The sequence below is a fragment of the Rhodococcus sp. NPDC127593 genome, from assembly GCF_042671975.1.
Taxonomy (GTDB): domain Bacteria; phylum Actinomycetota; class Actinomycetes; order Mycobacteriales; family Mycobacteriaceae; genus Rhodococcus_F.
Genome location: NZ_JBHXWI010000004.1, coordinates 141,779 through 158,012 on the forward strand (window position 1 = coordinate 141,779; position 16,234 = coordinate 158,012).

The 16,234-nt window shown below is 67.4% G+C and carries 14 protein-coding genes; 11 read left to right on the forward strand and 3 right to left on the reverse strand.

What is annotated here, in order from left to right:
* Nucleotide 1 precedes the first annotated feature (1 nt).
* The 7 genes from ACFVJ3_RS04945 (at nt 2) to ACFVJ3_RS04975 (ending at nt 7,536) form a co-directional block, all read left to right on the forward strand.
* Nucleotides 2-1,057, forward strand: a complete 1,056-nt coding sequence (locus ACFVJ3_RS04945; protein ID WP_378450997.1) for an MCE family protein — start codon at nt 2-4, stop codon at nt 1,055-1,057.
* Nucleotides 1,054-2,346: an MCE family protein gene (locus tag ACFVJ3_RS04950; RefSeq protein WP_378450998.1), complete on the forward strand. Its 1,293-nt coding sequence runs from the start codon at nt 1,054-1,056 to the stop codon at nt 2,344-2,346. Before ACFVJ3_RS04945 ends, ACFVJ3_RS04950 begins: the two co-directional genes overlap by 4 nt.
* A complete protein-coding gene (locus ACFVJ3_RS04955; protein ID WP_378450999.1) occupies nt 2,343-3,572 on the forward strand; it encodes an MCE family protein in 1,230 nt (409 codons plus the stop codon). Before ACFVJ3_RS04950 ends, ACFVJ3_RS04955 begins: the two co-directional genes overlap by 4 nt.
* Nucleotides 3,569-4,984: an MCE family protein gene (locus ACFVJ3_RS04960; protein ID WP_378451000.1), complete on the forward strand. Its 1,416-nt coding sequence runs from the start codon at nt 3,569-3,571 to the stop codon at nt 4,982-4,984. Before ACFVJ3_RS04955 ends, ACFVJ3_RS04960 begins: the two co-directional genes overlap by 4 nt.
* Nucleotides 4,981-5,724: a hypothetical protein gene (locus tag ACFVJ3_RS04965; RefSeq protein WP_378451001.1), complete on the forward strand. Its 744-nt coding sequence runs from the start codon at nt 4,981-4,983 to the stop codon at nt 5,722-5,724. Before ACFVJ3_RS04960 ends, ACFVJ3_RS04965 begins: the two co-directional genes overlap by 4 nt.
* The gene (locus ACFVJ3_RS04970; protein WP_378451002.1) at nt 5,721-6,239 is read left to right on the forward strand and encodes a h domain protein; all 519 of its coding nucleotides are present in this window, start codon (nt 5,721-5,723) and stop codon (nt 6,237-6,239) included. The genes ACFVJ3_RS04965 and ACFVJ3_RS04970 overlap by 4 nt, the downstream gene beginning before the upstream one ends.
* A 286-nt stretch (nt 6,240-6,525) precedes the next feature.
* Nucleotides 6,526-7,536, forward strand: coding sequence for an NAD-dependent epimerase/dehydratase family protein (locus tag ACFVJ3_RS04975; RefSeq protein ID WP_378451003.1), 1,011 nt, complete (start codon nt 6,526-6,528; stop codon nt 7,534-7,536).
* Here the strand turns inward: ACFVJ3_RS04975 and ACFVJ3_RS04980 are convergent.
* Nucleotides 7,506-9,044 (reverse strand): trehalose-6-phosphate synthase, encoded by a 1,539-nt coding sequence (locus ACFVJ3_RS04980; protein ID WP_378451004.1) that lies wholly within the window; start codon nt 9,042-9,044, stop codon nt 7,506-7,508. The genes ACFVJ3_RS04975 and ACFVJ3_RS04980 overlap by 31 nt on opposite strands.
* 33 nt (nt 9,045-9,077) lie before the next feature.
* The gene (locus ACFVJ3_RS04985) at nt 9,078-9,251 is read right to left on the reverse strand and encodes a hypothetical protein (protein WP_005262874.1); all 174 of its coding nucleotides are present in this window, start codon (nt 9,249-9,251) and stop codon (nt 9,078-9,080) included.
* A gap of 167 nt (nt 9,252-9,418) precedes the next feature.
* Here ACFVJ3_RS04985 and ACFVJ3_RS04990 point away from each other — a divergent pair, with 167 nt between their 5' ends.
* Nucleotides 9,419-11,122, forward strand: a complete 1,704-nt coding sequence (locus tag ACFVJ3_RS04990) for an ABC transporter ATP-binding protein (RefSeq protein WP_378451005.1) — start codon at nt 9,419-9,421, stop codon at nt 11,120-11,122.
* The gene (locus tag ACFVJ3_RS04995; protein ID WP_378451006.1) at nt 11,119-12,867 is read left to right on the forward strand and encodes an ABC transporter ATP-binding protein; all 1,749 of its coding nucleotides are present in this window, start codon (nt 11,119-11,121) and stop codon (nt 12,865-12,867) included. Before ACFVJ3_RS04990 ends, ACFVJ3_RS04995 begins: the two co-directional genes overlap by 4 nt.
* A 58-nt stretch (nt 12,868-12,925) precedes the next feature.
* Here ACFVJ3_RS04995 and ACFVJ3_RS05000 read toward each other — a convergent pair whose 3' ends face one another.
* Nucleotides 12,926-13,861, reverse strand: a complete 936-nt coding sequence (locus ACFVJ3_RS05000) for a methionyl-tRNA formyltransferase (protein ID WP_378451007.1) — start codon at nt 13,859-13,861, stop codon at nt 12,926-12,928.
* A 110-nt stretch (nt 13,862-13,971) separates the two neighbouring features.
* Between ACFVJ3_RS05000 and ACFVJ3_RS05005 the strand changes: the two genes are divergently transcribed.
* Nucleotides 13,972-14,775 carry an alpha/beta fold hydrolase gene (locus ACFVJ3_RS05005; RefSeq protein ID WP_378451008.1) on the forward strand — a complete coding sequence of 268 codons (804 nt, stop codon included), beginning with the start codon at nt 13,972-13,974 and terminating at the stop codon, nt 14,773-14,775.
* Nucleotides 14,776-14,821: 46 nt separating this feature from the next.
* Nucleotides 14,822-16,021 (forward strand): diguanylate cyclase domain-containing protein, encoded by a 1,200-nt coding sequence (locus ACFVJ3_RS05010; RefSeq protein ID WP_378451009.1) that lies wholly within the window; start codon nt 14,822-14,824, stop codon nt 16,019-16,021.
* Nucleotides 16,022-16,234: the final 213 nt, after the last annotated feature.

Genomic DNA, 16,234 nt, shown 5'->3' on the forward strand with positions numbered 1-16,234 from the left:
CATGAAGCGCGAACGTAATCCCGTGCAGGTGGGAATCATCGGCGTCGCCATCGCGAGCATGATCGTGATCGCGACCCTGCAATACGATCAGCTGCAATTCCTTTCGGGCGGAACGCAGTACTCCGCCTACTTCGAGGACGCGGGCGGTTTGATGACCGGCGACACGGTGACCCTCGCCGGCGTCGACGTCGGGAAGGTCGCCGAGGTCGAACTCGACGAGCAGCACGTGCTCGTCACGTTCACGATCCAGGACGGCATCGCCCTGGGCGATGCCACCGAAGCGAACATCAAGACCAACACCGTTCTCGGGCGCAAGTCGCTGGCCGTCACCCCGCTCGGGCACGACACGATGCAGGTGGGGTCGACGATTCCGTTGGAGCGCACCAACTCTCCGTACTCTCTCAACGACGCGCTCGGCGATCTGTCGACCACCGTGTCCGAACTCGACACCGACGAGGTCAACAACGCGTTGAACGCGATGTCCGGCGCTCTCGAGAACACACCGCCCGAGTTGCGCACCGCGCTGGACGGCCTGACCCGGTTGTCGGAGAGCATCAATTCGCGGGACGAGACGCTGAGACAGCTGCTTTCGCGTGCCGAGAACGTGACCGGAATCCTCGCCGAGCGCAGCGGGCAGATCAACTCGCTGATCGTCGACGGGAACCAGCTGTTCGGCGAGCTCGACCGCCGCCGCACGGCGATCAGCCAGCTGATCGTGAACATCTCCGCGGTGTCCCGGCAGCTCACGGGACTGGTCCAGGACAACGAGGAGCAGATGAAACCGACGCTCGACAAGCTGAACTCGGTGGTCGACATCCTGCAGCGGAACAAGGACAACATCTCGCAGGCACTCGACGGCCTCGCGCCGTACGCCACTCAGCTCGGCGAGTCGGTCGGTAGCGGCCCGTTCTTCATGGCGTACGTCTACAACATCGGCATCGGCAACCTGTTCCAGGGGCTCAGCGACGCGGTGACCTGGCCGGAGCATCTCCCCAACGACCTCCAGGCCTACCTGCAGACAGGTCCGTCCATCGAGCTGAGGGAACCGCCGCGATGACGACGAACCCGGAAATCACCAACACGCGGAAGAAGTGGCTGATCCGCGGCGGCGTCGCCGCGGTCGTGGTGGTGCTGATCGTCGGCGCCGCAGTGATGTTCGTGCCCAAACTCTTCCAGAACACGATCACCGCCTACTTCCCGGCGACCACCGGGCTGTATTCGGGCGACGACGTCCGCGTCCTCGGTGTGAAGGTGGGGACGATCGATTCGATCGAACCCGGCGCCGACTTCGCGCGGGTCACGATGAACGTGCAGAAGAGCGTCGAGATTCCGGCCGACGCGAAGGCCGTCATCGTCGCACCCAGCCTGGTGTCGGGACGGTTCGTCCAGCTGACACCCGTGTACGCGGGTGGGCCGACGATGGGCGACGGCGAGAGCATCCCCGTGGAGCGCACCGCCGTCCCCGTGGAGTGGGACGAGATCAAGACCGAGCTGAACAAGCTGTCGGAGGCGCTCGGACCGCAGGGCGCCGACCCGCAAGGCTCGCTCGGCACGTTCATCGACACCGCCGCCGACAACCTCGACGGCAACGGAGAGTCGTTGCGGAACACGCTGCGGGAACTGTCGGAGACCATGCGGACCCTGTCCGACGGCCGGACCGACCTGTTCTCCACCATCCGCAACCTGCAGACGTTCGTGGCGGCACTGTCGTCGAGCAACGAGCAGATCGTCCAGTTCGAGGGCCGGCTCGCGTCGGTGTCGAACATGCTCGCCACCAACTCCGACGAACTCGGAACCGCGCTGAACGATCTCGACCTCGCCCTCGGCGACGTCAACCGGTTCGTCGTGGAGAACCGGGCAAGTCTCAGCGAACAGGTCGGCCGCCTGGCCGACGCCACCCAGGTGCTCGCCGACAAGAGGCCGCAGATCGAGCAGGTGCTCCACGTCGCGCCCACGGCGCTGGCCAACTTCAGCAACATCTACAAGCCGGCGCAGGGTTCACTGGTCGGTGCGGTCGCGATGGCGAACTTCGGGAACCCCGTGAACTTCATGTGCGGTGCCATCCAGAGCCTGCAGGCCAACGAGGCGAACCGGAGCGCGGATCTGTGCACCCAGTACCTGTCGCCGGTCCTGAACTCGCTGACGGCGAACTACCTGCCCATACTCACCAACCCGACGACGGGTGTGAACGCATTCCCCGACCAGATCGAATTCACCCCGCCGAGTCTCGAGGCGTCCGTACCCCCGCGGTCCGCGCCGCCGATGACCGGGACCCTCGCCGGGATGCCGACCGTCGCCGTGCCCAAGGACCTGAACGATCTGCTGCAGCCGGGAGGTGGGCGATGACGAAGCACACACGGGTGCGTCGCGGCGCCGTCGCGGCCGTGGCGATCACGTTGTCCCTCACCCTGACCGGGTGCGAGTGGGAAGGGCTGAACTCGCTTCCCCTACCGGGCACCGAGGGGCAGGGCGACGACGCCTACACGGTCGAGATCCAGATGCCCAATGTCACGACGCTGTCGCAGAACTCGCCGGTCCGCGTGAACGACGTTACGGTGGGTTCGGTGACCGGCATCGACGTGCAGGACTGGCACGCACTGGTCACCGTCTCGATCAACGGCGACGTCCAACTGCCTGCCAACGCGACCGCCAAGATCGGCCAGACCAGCCTCCTCGGCTCGCAGCACCTCGAACTGGCTCCGCCGACCGACACCGAGCCCGAGGGCAGGCTCGAGGACGGCGACGTCATCCCCACCGAGCGGGCGGGCGCCTACCCGACCACCGAGCAGACGTTGTCGTCACTGTCGGTGGTACTCAACGGTGGCGGCATCGCCCAGATCCACGACATCACCCAGGAACTCAACGCCGCACTGGGTGGCCGGGAGGACTCCATCCGGGACCTTCTCCCGCAGCTCGACCAGCTCGTCACGAGCCTGGATCAGCAGCGCGGAGACATCATCGGCGCGATGGAGGGACTCGACCGGTTGTCGGGCACCATCAATGAGCAGAAGGCCACCCTGGACGCGGCGCTGGACGGCATCCCGCCGGCGCTGGAAGTGCTCGTCACCCAACGGCAGAACCTCACCACCGCGCTGGTCGAGGTGGGCAAGCTCAGCGACACCGCTTCCCGTCTCGTGGAGAGCAGCGGCGAGGAACTGAAAGCGAACCTGGCGAACCTCACACCGGTGCTGCGTGAGCTCGCCAACTCGGGTAGCGCGCTGACCGAGGTGCTGACTCTGATGCTCACGTACCCCTTCCCGATGAAGACGATGGACAAGGCGATTCAGGGTGATTACGCGAACCTCATGATGACGATCGACATGACCAACGAGCGCGTCGACAGCAACTTCCTGACCGGAACAGGCCTCGGCGGATCGCTCGGCGGCGTCGAGGGCGCCGTGGGGTCGCTCGCCGGGGTGGCCGGGCAGTCGGGCGATCCGCTGCAAGCACCCCTGCAGCCGGCTCCGAAGCCGGTACCCGCACCGCCGGTGATTCCGGGGCTTCCGCAGATACCCGGACTGCCGCAGATACCGGGCCTTCCGCCGCAACTGGGAGGGGCGCCGACACCATGAGAATGACGAGATTCGTTCGCATTCAGCTGATCATCTTCTCGATTCTCACCGTCATCGGGCTCGTGGTGATGTCGATCCAGTACGTGAAGGTGCCGGTGCTGTTCGGCGTCGGGCGCTACGAGGTCAGTGTCCGGTTGCCGTCCACCGGTGGGCTCTACTCCCACGCCAACGTCGCCTACCGCGGCACCAACATCGGTGTCGTCGAGAACGTCACGCTCACCGGCGACGGTGTGGAAGCGAAGATGTCGCTCGACAGCGACTACAAGATACCGGCCGACGTCGACGCGGCAGTCAAGAGCGTGTCGGCGGTCGGCGAGCAGTACGTCGATCTGATTCCCCGGGACGGCGCCGCCGAGGCCGACGGACCGTACCTCGCGAACGGCGACGTGATCCCGTTGGATCGGGCCACCATTCCGCAGGACGTCGGCGAGATGCTCGACCAGGCCGACGAACTGCTCGCCAGCATTTCGGACACCAGGCTGCAGACGGTGATCGACGAGGCGTTCACGGCGTTCAACGGATCCGGGCCCGACCTGCAGCGGCTCATCGACTCGGCCCGGTTGTTCGTCGAGGAGGCCGACGCGAACAGCGACGCGACGAAGGCCCTGATCGACCAGGTCGGCCCACTACTCGACACCCAGACGGTCAGCAGCGACGCCATCCGGTCGTGGACCCAGGACCTGGTGACGTTCACCGACCAGTTGCGGGCGAGCGACCCGAGCCTGCGGTCGGTGCTGGAGAAGGGCCCAGGGACGGCACAGGAGGCCACCCAGCTGTTCCAGGACCTGCAGCCGACGTTGCCGATCCTGCTGCGGAATCTGGTGAGCGTCGGCCAGGTCGGGGTGATCTACAACAAGAGCATCGAGCAGGTTCTGGTCATCTACCCGCCCCTCACCGCGGCGCTCGTGACGGCGGCGACGGGCGGGCCGGTGGAGGACGGCGCGATCGTCGACTTCGCCCTGCAACTGCACGACCCGCCGGCGTGCACGACGGGATTCCTGCCTCCGGAGCAACGCCGGTCTGGAGATCAGACCGACCCCATTGCGACACCGAACGACCTGTACTGCAAGGCCGCTCCGGACGACCCGTCCGTGGTGCGTGGCGCGCGGAACCTGCCGTGCATGGAGTTCCCGGGACGTCGCGCACCGACGGTCGAGGGGTGCCGCGAGGGCTGGGAGGCGTCGGGCAACAACCCGCCGTACGGGCCGATCATGCCGCCGGATGTACCCTCGTACACAGCCGTTCCGAGTTCCTACGAAGGCGCCGCGGGTGCACCGGTTGCGGCCGTGCCCTACGACCCGGCCACCGGTAGCTTCATTGGTTCGGATGGAAAGACGTACACCCAACCGGATCTGGCGGTGCAGGGAAAGGACTCGACGTGGCAGACGATGATGACAGGTCAGCAGATTTGAGTTCCAGCACAGACGAGCGCGCAACCGACTCCGCGGAGCAGGCGACCGAACAGTCACCCGCGGCGAAGGATCGGAGCAGGCGAAGGGCCGTCCGGCACGCAGGCCCGCCGGTGGGGGAGACCGAGGCACCGAAGCCGGTGGTCCTCGCCAAGCCTGGGGACGCGAAAGCCGAGCCCGAGGAAGCGAAGGTCTCGACGACGAAGGCCCCGGCCCAGGAAGCTCCGGCGCTCGACGCGCCGAAGGAGCGTCGTCCACTGAAGTCGTTGCTCGCGTGGGGCGTTACCGCGGTGGTCGTCGTCGCACTCGTCGTCGCGGCGGTGGTCCTGCTCCTCGACCAACGGTCCGCACGCGAACGGGACGATCGCCGTCAGGCCTTCGTCGACACGGCCCGGCAGACGGTGCTCAACCTGACAACCATCCATCCCGAGACCGCGAAGGAAGACGTCGACCGGATCATCGCCGGCGCGTCGGGTCAATTCCTCGAAGAGTTCCAGGGCCGAGAGGATCCGTTCGTCGGCGTCGTGCGGGACGCGAACGTGACCACCGAGGGCCAGGTCATCGAGGCCGGTGTCGAGAACGGGAGCGAGACCTCGATCTCGGCGAACGTTCTGGTGGCCGCGCGGACGATGGTGAGCAGCAAGGAACAGCCGGAACCCTCACCGCGCGACTTCCGAATGCGAGTGACCGTCAGCGACGTCGACGGCAAGTTGACCGCATCGAAGGTGGAGTTCGTCCCATGAGCGACAACAACGAAAACAAGCGAAAGTTCGCCGTCACCAAGCAGACAGCGCTGAAGATCGCGGCCGCGGTGGTGGTGGTCGCCCTCGCCGTCGGGGTGGGTTTCCTGTGGTACGACCACCGGCAGGATCAACTGTCGGAGCAGGCGCGCACCGAGGCCGTCGACGCCGCGGGCAAGCAGGCCGTCGCGATGCTGGCGTACGACTTCGCCGACGTGGACAGCCAGTTGGCGGCTGCCGCAGACGGACTCACCGGCTCGTTCCGCGACGACTACACCACGCTCGTGCAGGAAACCATCGCGCCGGGCGCCAAGGAGAAGCAACTCACCGTGCAGGTGTCGGTACAGGCCGCCGCGCCCGTGTCGACCACACCCGACGAGGCGGTGGTTCTGCTGTACCTCAACCAGACGACGACGAGCGCCGACGCCCCCGACGCCAGAACGTCGGGCAGCCGCGTGCGGGTGTCGCTGCAGAAGGTCGACGACCGCTGGCTCGTCGATCAGCTGACCCCGGTGTAGCGGTGCCGGGCCCCACGCCTGCCGTGGCGGAACTGATTGCCGCCGTGGGGCGTTCACCGTCCGCTGTCGCGGCGCACGACACGTCGTGTGCGGAGGTCGGGTGTCGTGGGTGTGGCCCTCTTGGAGTTCGCGCACCGATCCCACGAGATCTCACGAGCGCGAATGTTCGTCGAGGCAGCCACCCCCTTCACAAAATGAAACAAGTTCTAGTACTGTCGGGATCTCCTGGCCGATTGCCGACGCACGATGCTGCGCCGCGGGGCCACAACCGAACGGGGAGTCGTCGATGAAGGTTGCAGTAACCGGCGCCGCGGGATTCGTGGGCAACAATCTGCTGAATCTGTTGGTCGAGGCGGGGCACGAGGTGACCGCAATCGACCGCGTGCGTTCCCGGTACGCACCAGAATACGGGGTCACGTGGGTGAACGCCGACGTACTCGACGTCGAATCCATGAAGCGGGCGCTGGACGGCGCCGAGGTGGTCTACCACCTGGTCGCGATGATCACCCTCGCCCAGAAGGACGACCTGGCCTGGACTGTCAACACCAAGGGCGTTCGTACCGTCGCCGAAGCTGCTCTCGCGGTGGGTGTTCGGCGAATGGTGCACTGCAGTTCCGTGCATTCCTTCGATCAGAGCAGTTGCGGCGGAACGCTCGACGAGAACTCGCCCCGGTCCGTCGACGCGTCGATCCCGGTGTACGACAGGTCCAAATGGGCGGGCGAGATCGAACTTCGCGAAGTGGTCGAGGCGGGGCTCGATGCGGTGATCTGCAATCCCACCGGGGTGTACGGGCCCGTCGACTACGGACTGTCGCGGGTGAACGCGTTGCTGCGCAACGCCGCTCGCGGCCGCGTTCCCGCTGCGGTGCAGGGCGGGTTCGACTTCGTCGACGTCCGCGACGTCGCCGCCGCACTGATCGCCGCCGGGGAGAAGGGCCGGACCGGTGAGAACTACCTGATCTCGGGGCACATGCTGGGCATGCACGATGCCGTGCGGAGGGCTGCGCGTGCGGCGGGTCGTCGGGGGCCGCTGTACTCGTTCCCACTCAGTGTCATCGAACGCGTGCTGCCGATCGCCGAACCGATCGGGACCCGGTTCGGCTCCGACGTCTTGTCGCGGTCGGCGATGTCGGCGCTGCTCGCGGCGCCCGTCATCGACGGCAGCAAGGCGCGGTCCGAACTCGGCTACGTTCCGCGTCCCGCCGACGAGACGATCCGCGACTTCGTCGGCTTCCTGGTGACGTCCGGTCAACTGAGCCGGAGAGGTCAGTTCTCCCCGGTCGCGTCCTCGTTGTAGTCGGACTCGGAAGCCTCGGCGGGAGCGATCAGCGCTGGGCCGGCGGCGCCGCCGTGAGCAAGGGCGTCGAGGAAGGACCTGGCCCACCGGTCGACGTCGTGTGCGAGGACCTGCCTGCGCAGGGCCCGCATGTGGCGTCGCCCGTCCTCCTTCGGCTGGTTGAGGGCCTGCTCCATCGCGTCCTTGACGCTGTCGAGATCGTGCGGATTGCAGAGGAACGCCTGACGCAGTTCGGCGGCCGCGCCGGTGAACTCGCTGAGCAGCAGCGCGCCGCCGAGATCACTGCGGCAGGCCACGTACTCCTTGGCGACGAGGTTCATGCCGTCACGCAGCGGAGTCACCAGCATCACGTCGGCGGCGACGAAGAAGGCGATCAGCTCCTCGCGGGGGATCGGCCGGTGCAGGTAATGCACCACGGGCCGGCCGACCTCGCTGTACTCGCCGTTGATCCGCGACACCTTGCGTTCGATGTCGTCGCGCATCTGCACGTAGCTGTCGACCCGCTCGCGGCTCGGCGTGGCCAGCTGCACCATCACCGTGTCGGCGGGATCGATGCGCTGCTCGTCGAGCAGTTCGTGCAGCGCGGCGAGGCGGACGTCGATGCCCTTCGTGTAATCGAGGCGGTCGACGCCGAGCATGATGTGTTTGGGATTGCCCAGTTCCTTGCGGATCTTCTTGGCGCGGTCCCGGATCGACTTGGACCGGGACTGTTCGTCCAGCTGCCCCGAGTCGATGGAGATCGGAAAGGCGCCGACGCGCACCGTGCGGAACCCCACCTGTACGACGCCCAGCTTGGAGCGGACACCCACGTTGCCGCGGGACGTCTGTTGACCGGCAAGTTTGCGGGCCAGGTAGAGGAAGTTCTGTGCACCGCCCGGGAGGTGGAACCCGATCAGGTCGGCGCCCAGCAGACCCTCGATGATCTCGGTGCGCCACGGCATCTGCATGAACAGTTCCACCGGCGGGAACGGAATGTGCAGGAAGAACCCGATGGTGAGGTCGGGGCGGAGCATGCGCAGCATCTTCGGAACGAGCTGCAGCTGATAGTCCTGGATCCACACCGTGGCGCCGTGCGCGGCCGCCTTCGACGTGGCCTCCGCGAAGCGCCGGTTGACCTCGACGTAGGCGTTCCACCAGTCGCGGTTGTACTCGGGCTTGACGATCACGTCGTGGTAGAGCGGCCAGAGGGTGGCGTTGGAGAAGCCCTCGTAGTAGTCGGCGATCTCCGCCGCGCTCAGCGGAACGGGGAACAGCTCGAGGTCGTCCTCCACGACGGGATCGAGCTCGGCGTCCGCGACCCCCGCCCAGCCGACCCATGCGCCCTTGTTGCGGCGCAGGATCGGCTCGAGCGCGGTGACGAGGCCACCGGGGCTGCGCTTCCAGCGCGTGGTGCCGTCCGGAAGGCGTTCTAGGTCGACGGGGAGTCGGTTCGCGACGACGACGAAGTCGGCTTGCCCGGAAACACGATCAGATGTCGAACGCGATGACGATTCCGAACTGGCAGCCACGGGCTTCCTTCGCAGTCGAAGTGGATGAAATTCTCAGTCGAGCTTGGAGGTGGGTCCGATTCCGAGCATGGAGAGCAGCATCCTGCACTCGTCGGCATCTTCGGCGTATGCAGCGACAACGCGCTGCGCCTGGCGGGCGGTCTCGTCGGCTAGGGGTTCGAGATCCTCGTCCGCGATGTCGTTTTCGGCGGTCGTCTTCGCGGCCATCTTTGTCCTCTCGGGCTTGCTGCTGCGTCACGCGCAGTAGTTCGTATCGGCGACTCTATGAGAACCGGGCATGTCAACGCTAGTTGCCCATCGATTAGGGTTCATCTAGTTAGGGTCTGCTTACTTGGTTGGTGGGTGGGGAAGCATCGGCGTTGGGAGTTACGCGCGTGAAGACTGGTGGCACCGCAATTCTGCGTCGCACGCTGGTGCGGAATCGTGTTCGGCTGGGGATCGGCACCGCACTCGTCTGCCTGCATCAGGTGGCCGAGACGCTGGTCCCGATCTCGGTCGGCGTGATCGTCGACCGGGCCGTCGCGACCGGGGACGTGTTCGCTCTCTCGGTGTGGCTGTGCGCCCTGGCGCTGCTGTTCCTGGTGCTCACCGCGGCGTGGCGGTTCGGTGCTCGGTTCATCGTCGTGGCGATGCAGAACGAGGCGCACCAGCTGCGGATGGAGGTGGCGCACCGCATCCTCGACCCGCGGGGAGTGCGCACCGACCTGCGCGCCGGTGAGCTGCTGTCCGTGTCGACGTCCGACGCCGACCGCGCGGCCTGGATCGCGGACATCACACCGCGCGCCGCGGCGGCCCTCACCGCGGCGATCGGATCCGCCGTCGCCCTCCTGCTGATCGACGTGCCCCTCGGCCTCGCCGTTCTGATCGGCACCCCCGTCATCCTCGGTCTCCTCCAGCTCGCGGCGCCGCTGATCACCCGCCGGGCCACCGATCAGCAGGCCGCCGTCGCGCGGGCGTCCGCCATGGCCACCGACCTCGTGAGCGGGCTCCGGCCCCTACGCGGGATCGGTGCCGAGGTGTCGGCGTCGCGGCGATACCGGACGGCCAGCCGCGAGGCGCTCGGCGCCACCCTCCACACGGCGAAGAGTTCCGCCGTGTTCGCCGGGGTGTCGATGACTGTCAGCGCCCTCCTCGCCGTCGGTGTCGCGGGTTTCGCGGGCTGGTTCGCCCTCGAGGGGCGCATCACCATCGGCGAGCTGATCACCGTCGTCGGACTGTCCCAGTTCTTCATCGAACCGCTCGGCGTCCTGGCCGGTCTGCCCGGGTTCCTCGCCCTCTCCCGCGCGTCGGCGGACCGTCTCGCCCTGGTCCTGGACGCGGAACCCCTGCTGCCCGCCGGACCCGGCCGGACACTCGACGGCAGCGAGCTCAGCCTGACCGGCGTGTCCTACCGGTCCCTGAGCGCGGTGGATCTCCGGGTCACCCCCGGCGAACTGCTCGGGGTCGTCGCATACCGCCCGCAGGACGCCGAGGCGCTGGCCGCGCTGCTGTCCGGGCAGGTTCCGCCCGACCGGTACGACGGCGAACTGACGGTGGGCGGAGTCCGCCTGTCGGACGCGGATCTCGTGCAGGCCCGCCGGGCGCTGCTCGTCGAACCGCACAACGGCGACCTGTTCTCCGGAACCGTCGCGTCGAACGTGACCGCGGGCAGGCCCGGCGCGACGGCGTCCGAGGTGCAGGCGGCGCTGTCCGCGTCCGCGGCGGTGGACGTCGTCGAAGCACACCCCGAGGGCCTCGACCACGAGGTCGCCGACCGCGGGTCCTCGCTGTCCGGCGGTCAGCGGCAGCGGGTCGCTCTCGCACGCGCACTGGTGGCGCAGTCGCCGGTGATGGTGCTGCACGATCCGACGACCGCGGTGGACGCAGTCACCGAACACACGATCGCGGGCGGCATTGCGGACCTGCGACATCGCGGCTCCGCGGATCGCCAGACGACGATCCTCATCACGAGCAGCCCCGCACTGCTGTCGGTGACCGACCGCGTCGTCGTGCTCGACGACGGAACGGTGATCGGCGAGGGCACGCACTCGCAATTGGCGACCGAGAACGCGAACTACCGTCAGGCGGTCCTGCGATGAGTGAACTGCTGCCCATCGCGAACGCACGCGACACATGGGCGTGGCTGAAGTCCGAACTGAACCGCCGCCGCGGCCGGAGCGTCTTCACTCTGCTGGTCGCCGCCGTCGCGGCGGGCATGGCGCTGGTTCCCGTCTATGTCTTCGGCGTCCTCGTCGACCGTGTGCAGGCCGGTGCGCCGCCGTCCACCATCGGGTGGGTGGTCGCGGTGATCGCGTCGGCCGCGGTGATCGGCGGCGTGTGTGCCGGGTTCGCGTCGTTCCTGATCCGCAGCCTCGGCGAGGGAATCCTGGCGGATCTGCGCGAACGCACCGTCGACCGCGCGCTCCGGCTGCCGATCCAGACCGTCGAACGCGTCGGCAAGGGCGACCTGCTGTCGCGGGTCGGCGACGACGTCGCGGTGATCGGCAAGGCCGTCACCGACGTGGTCCCCAACCTCGTCACGGCTGTCCTGCTGGTGGTGCTGAGCATGGTCACGATGCTCGGCATCGACTGGCGGCTCGGGCTCGCAGGCATGGTGGCGCTGCCGATGTATGCGCTGGCGATGCGCTGGTACCTGCCGCGGTCCGCGCCGGTGTACGCCGCCGAACGCGTCGCGATGGGGGAACGTTCGCAGGCCCTGATCAGCAGCATGCAGGGTGCCCGGACGGTGCGCGCCTACGGTCTGGAAGACAGCCATCTGGGGCAGATCAACGGCGCGTCGGAGAAGGCCCGCGACCTGTCCGTCGGCGTTTTCGCACTGTTCACCCGGTTCGCGGGGCGGGGCAACCGGGCCGAGTTCGTGGGACTCGCCACCATCCTCGCCGCCGGCTTCGCACTGGTGAATGCCGACATCGTCACCGTCGGGCAAACCACCACCGCGGCACTGCTCTTCCACCGGTTGTTCAATCCGATCGGCATGCTCATGTACACGTTCGACGAGGTGCAGTCGGCGGGCGCGAGCCTGGCGCGGCTCGTCGGCGTCGTCGACCTCGACGACGAGTCGAGCACCGGAACCCCGGCCGTTCAGGAGTCCGCGGATTCGACGCTCGAACTCGCCGACGTCCGGCACACCTACGACGGCAGCCACGAAGTGGTGCACGGCATCAGCCTGCACGTGAAGTCCGGTGAACGTGTCGCCCTCGTCGGCTCGACCGGAGCGGGCAAGACGACGGTCGCGGCGATCGCGGCCGGGTCGATCGTCCCGACGTCCGGCTCGGTGCGCATCGGCGGTACCGCGCTGCCGGATCTGGAGCCGGGTGGTCTCCGCCGCCGGGTCGCCATCGTCAGCCAGGAAGTCCACGTGTTCGCCGGACCGCTGATCGACGACCTGCGGCTCGCCGCACCCGACGCCTCCGATGAGGATGCGGCGATGGCATTGAAAGCCGTCGGCGCCGACGGCTGGGTGAGCGCACTGGACGACGGCGTTCAGACCGTGGTCGGGGAGGGCGGTCACGAGCTGACCGCCGCCCAGGCGCAGCAGTTGGCCCTGGCGCGACTCGTCCTCGCGAACCCGGCGGTCGCGATCCTGGACGAGGCGACGGCCGAAGCCGGCAGCGCGGGTGCCCGGGAACTCGAGGCCTCGGCCGAGGCGGCGACCCGTGGTCGCACGACGCTGGTGGTCGCCCACCGGTTGACACAGGCGGCCGCGGCAGACCGGGTCGTCGTCCTCGAACACGGCCGGATCGTCGAGCAGGGCCCACATGCGGATCTCGTCGCCGCCGGCGGTCGCTACGCCGAACTCTGGTCGGCGTGGGAGGGGCGGTAGGGCGTTCCGCCCCGTGCGCCTTTTTGGTAGCCCCAGCTACCAGAAAGGCGCACGGGCGTCAGCTGAGGTAGCCGCCGCCGTGGGGGAAGAATTCGGTGCCGGCGAGTTCGGTGCCGTCGTCGAGCCGGACGCGCTGGATCTTGAGGCCCTTGTTCCGACCCGTGCGGACGTCGGGTCCGGCGACGATGACCATTCCGTCGCCTTCGTGGATGAAGACACGCCCGGGCGTTCCACCGTAATTTCCTTCGGATACGGCGGCCTTCAGTACCCGGACACGCTGTCCCTTGTAATGGGTGAAGGCGTTCGGATACGGGTCGGACTGCGCGCGGACGAGCCGTTCGATCGCGTCGGCGGGCCACGTCCAGTCGATGAGGCTGTCCTCGGGGGCACGCTTGTGGAAGAACGTGGCCTGCGAGCGGTCCTGCGGCGTCCAGTCCGTGCGACCGGACGCGATCAGCTCGAGTGCGTCGAGGGTGATCGGGCCGATCATGTCGACGGTGCGGTGGAACAGATCGGTGACGGTGTCCGTCGGGCCGACGGGCGTCGACCTCTGCAAAACGATGTCGCCGGCGTCGAGTTCCTCGTCCATCAGGTGCGCGGTGAGGCCTACTTCTTCTTCACCGTTGATGAGCGCCCAGATGAGCGGGGAGAATCCTGTGTACTTGGGCAGGAGCGAGTCGTGAATGTTGAGGGTGCCGTAGCGGGGAGAGTCGAAGACGTCCCGTGGCAGCCAGGTGCGCCAGTTGTTGGCGACGACGATGTCGGGGTCGGCCTGCTTCAGCGCGGCCTTGAAGTTTTCGTCCGGCTTGGTGGCGATGTGCACGGGCACCCCGTGCTCGGTGGCCAGGTCGGCGACAGAGTCCGCCCACATCTGTTCGTAGACGTGGTCGCTCTTGGGGTGGGTGATCGCGAGGACGACCTCATGGTCGGACTGGAGCAGGGCCTGCAGGGTACGGTGACCCCAGGTTTGATATCCGAGTGTGGCGACTCTCAACGCGGTCCTCCTGGACGAGCTTGTCGGTCAGCGCCGCATGCGAGCGGCAGCGAAGCCAGCTTAGGCTATCCAATCTATTTCGTTGAGACCGCCCATGGAAGGAAGGCAACATGACGATCGCCACGATCAACGGGATCCCCCTGAATTACCAGGTCAAGGGATCCGGCGATTTAGTGGTGCTCATCATGGGAACCGGAAGTCCGGGACGGGTGTGGGATCTGCATCAGACCCCTGCGCTCATCGACGCCGGTTACCGCGTCTGCACGTTCGACAACCGTGGCATCGCGCCGTCCGGTGAGAGCGTCGACGGGATCACCATGGACGACCTCGTCGCCGACACCGCGGGACTGATCGAGCACCTCGGCGGTGGACCGGCCCGTGTCGTCGGCACCTCGATGGGTGCCCGCGTCGCGCAGGAACTGGCCCTGACCCGGCCCGACCTCGTGCACAAGGCGGCCTTCCTCGCCGGTCACGCCCGCATGGACTACTTCCAGCAGACCCTCACCGAGGGCGAGCGCGCCCTGCACGACAGCGGTGTCGAACTGCCGGCCAAGTACCGGGCCGCGGTGACTGCCGTGATGAATCTGTCGCCCGCGTCGCTCGTCGACCCGCACACGGCCCGCGACTGGCTCGACCTGTTCGAGTTCAGCGGCGGCCGGACGTCGGACGGCGTGCGCGCGCAGATGGAGATGGACCGCAGCTTCGATCGCAGGCAGGCCTACCGGGCGATCACGACGCCGTGTCTGTCGATCGGCTTCGCCGACGACAGGATGATCCCGCCCTACCTCTCGCGTGAGGTGGCCGAGGCGATCCCGTCGGCTCGGTACTACGAGATCACCGATGTGGGGCACTACGGCTACCTCGAACAGCCCGAAGTGGTGAACAAGGTGCTGCTCGAGTTCCTCGCCAACTGACAGTTTCGAGCGGCTGGGGCGCGATCACGGTGACGGCGAGGTTCTGATGGCGTTGGGTATTCCGCGCCTCGGGGTGGGCATCGTCCGGTACGACGTCGTGAACGCAGCGTTGTGGTGGGATGAAAAGGCCGCCGCCATCTTCGGGGACGACGGTTCCCGGCCACCGCTCGAATTGTGGCGGGAGCGGGTCCATTCCGAGGACATCGGCGCGGTGCGTCGCATGTTCGGTGACACCGCCGGGTCCGTCGGCGCGGAATGCGTGTTCCGCATCGTGCTGGCAGATCGGTCGACGCGGTACATCCTCACCCGCAGCATCGACGTCACCACCGATGCGTCCGGTGCCCCGGTCGAGCTGACGGGAGTGGTCATCGAACTCGGACACGTGGCCGGCCGGGACGCGCAACTCGCCTCGTTGCTCGATCGGGTGGGTCTGGGGTTCATGGCACTCGACGAGGACCTTCGGATCATCTACGTCAACTCCGGCTGTCTGCGGCACGTCCGGCGGTCGCGGGACGAACTGCTCGGCCGTGTCGTCACCGAGGTTCTCCCCGAAACGCAGGGCAGCTACTTCGACGCACTGTGCCGCAAGGTTCTCGCCACCGGCCGTGAGCAGCAGACCCGGGTGGACTCGCTGTATTCGCCCGGGATGACGATCGAGGTGACCGCCGCAGCCGATTCCGGCGCACTGGTCGTGCATTTCCGGGACGTGACCGCTGAAGTCACGGCCCAGCAGCAGGCGGAGGAGGCGCACGCTCTTCTTCTGCACGAGGCCACGCACGACAGTCTCACCGGACTGCTCAATCGCGCCGCCATCACGGAGCACTTGCAGCGCCTGTTCGAGCCCGGTGCGGGGCCTGCGGTCGCGTTGTTCCTCGACGTCGACGGGTTCAAGGACGTCAACGACACCCGGGGTCATCGCGTCGGAGATCGGATCCTGCAGGGGGTGTCCGAGCATCTGCGCCACGCGATGCGCGCGCCGTCCGCGGTCGGCAGGCTCGGCGGCGACGAGTTCGTCGCGATCCTTCCCGACATCGACGAATACGACGTCGACGACGTGGTCACCCGGATGCTCGCGTCGATCACGACGCCGATCGACGTCGGCGACGAACTCCTCGTCGTGACGATCAGCGTGGGGATGGCGCGCAGCACGTCGGCGCGCACGGTCGACGAGTTGCTCCATCACGCCGACACCGCCCTCTACGCCGCCAAGCGTCGCGGTGGGAATACCGCGGTCTGGCACGAATAGGTTGCTGGGCGGCTGCCCCGGGATTCGACGCCGCCGCTCGTGTGCCGACGCCGCGGACGCACGGTATGTTTACGTGGGAAAACGCGACGCCGGGACCGCTTTGGTCTGGTGAATGCCGGCGGCGGTTCGGGGGACACGCGTTCGTGGTGATTGAACTCGAATTACCGCCGTGATATCTGGCACCTGTGAAGTTGCTGGCAACCGGGTTGTTGC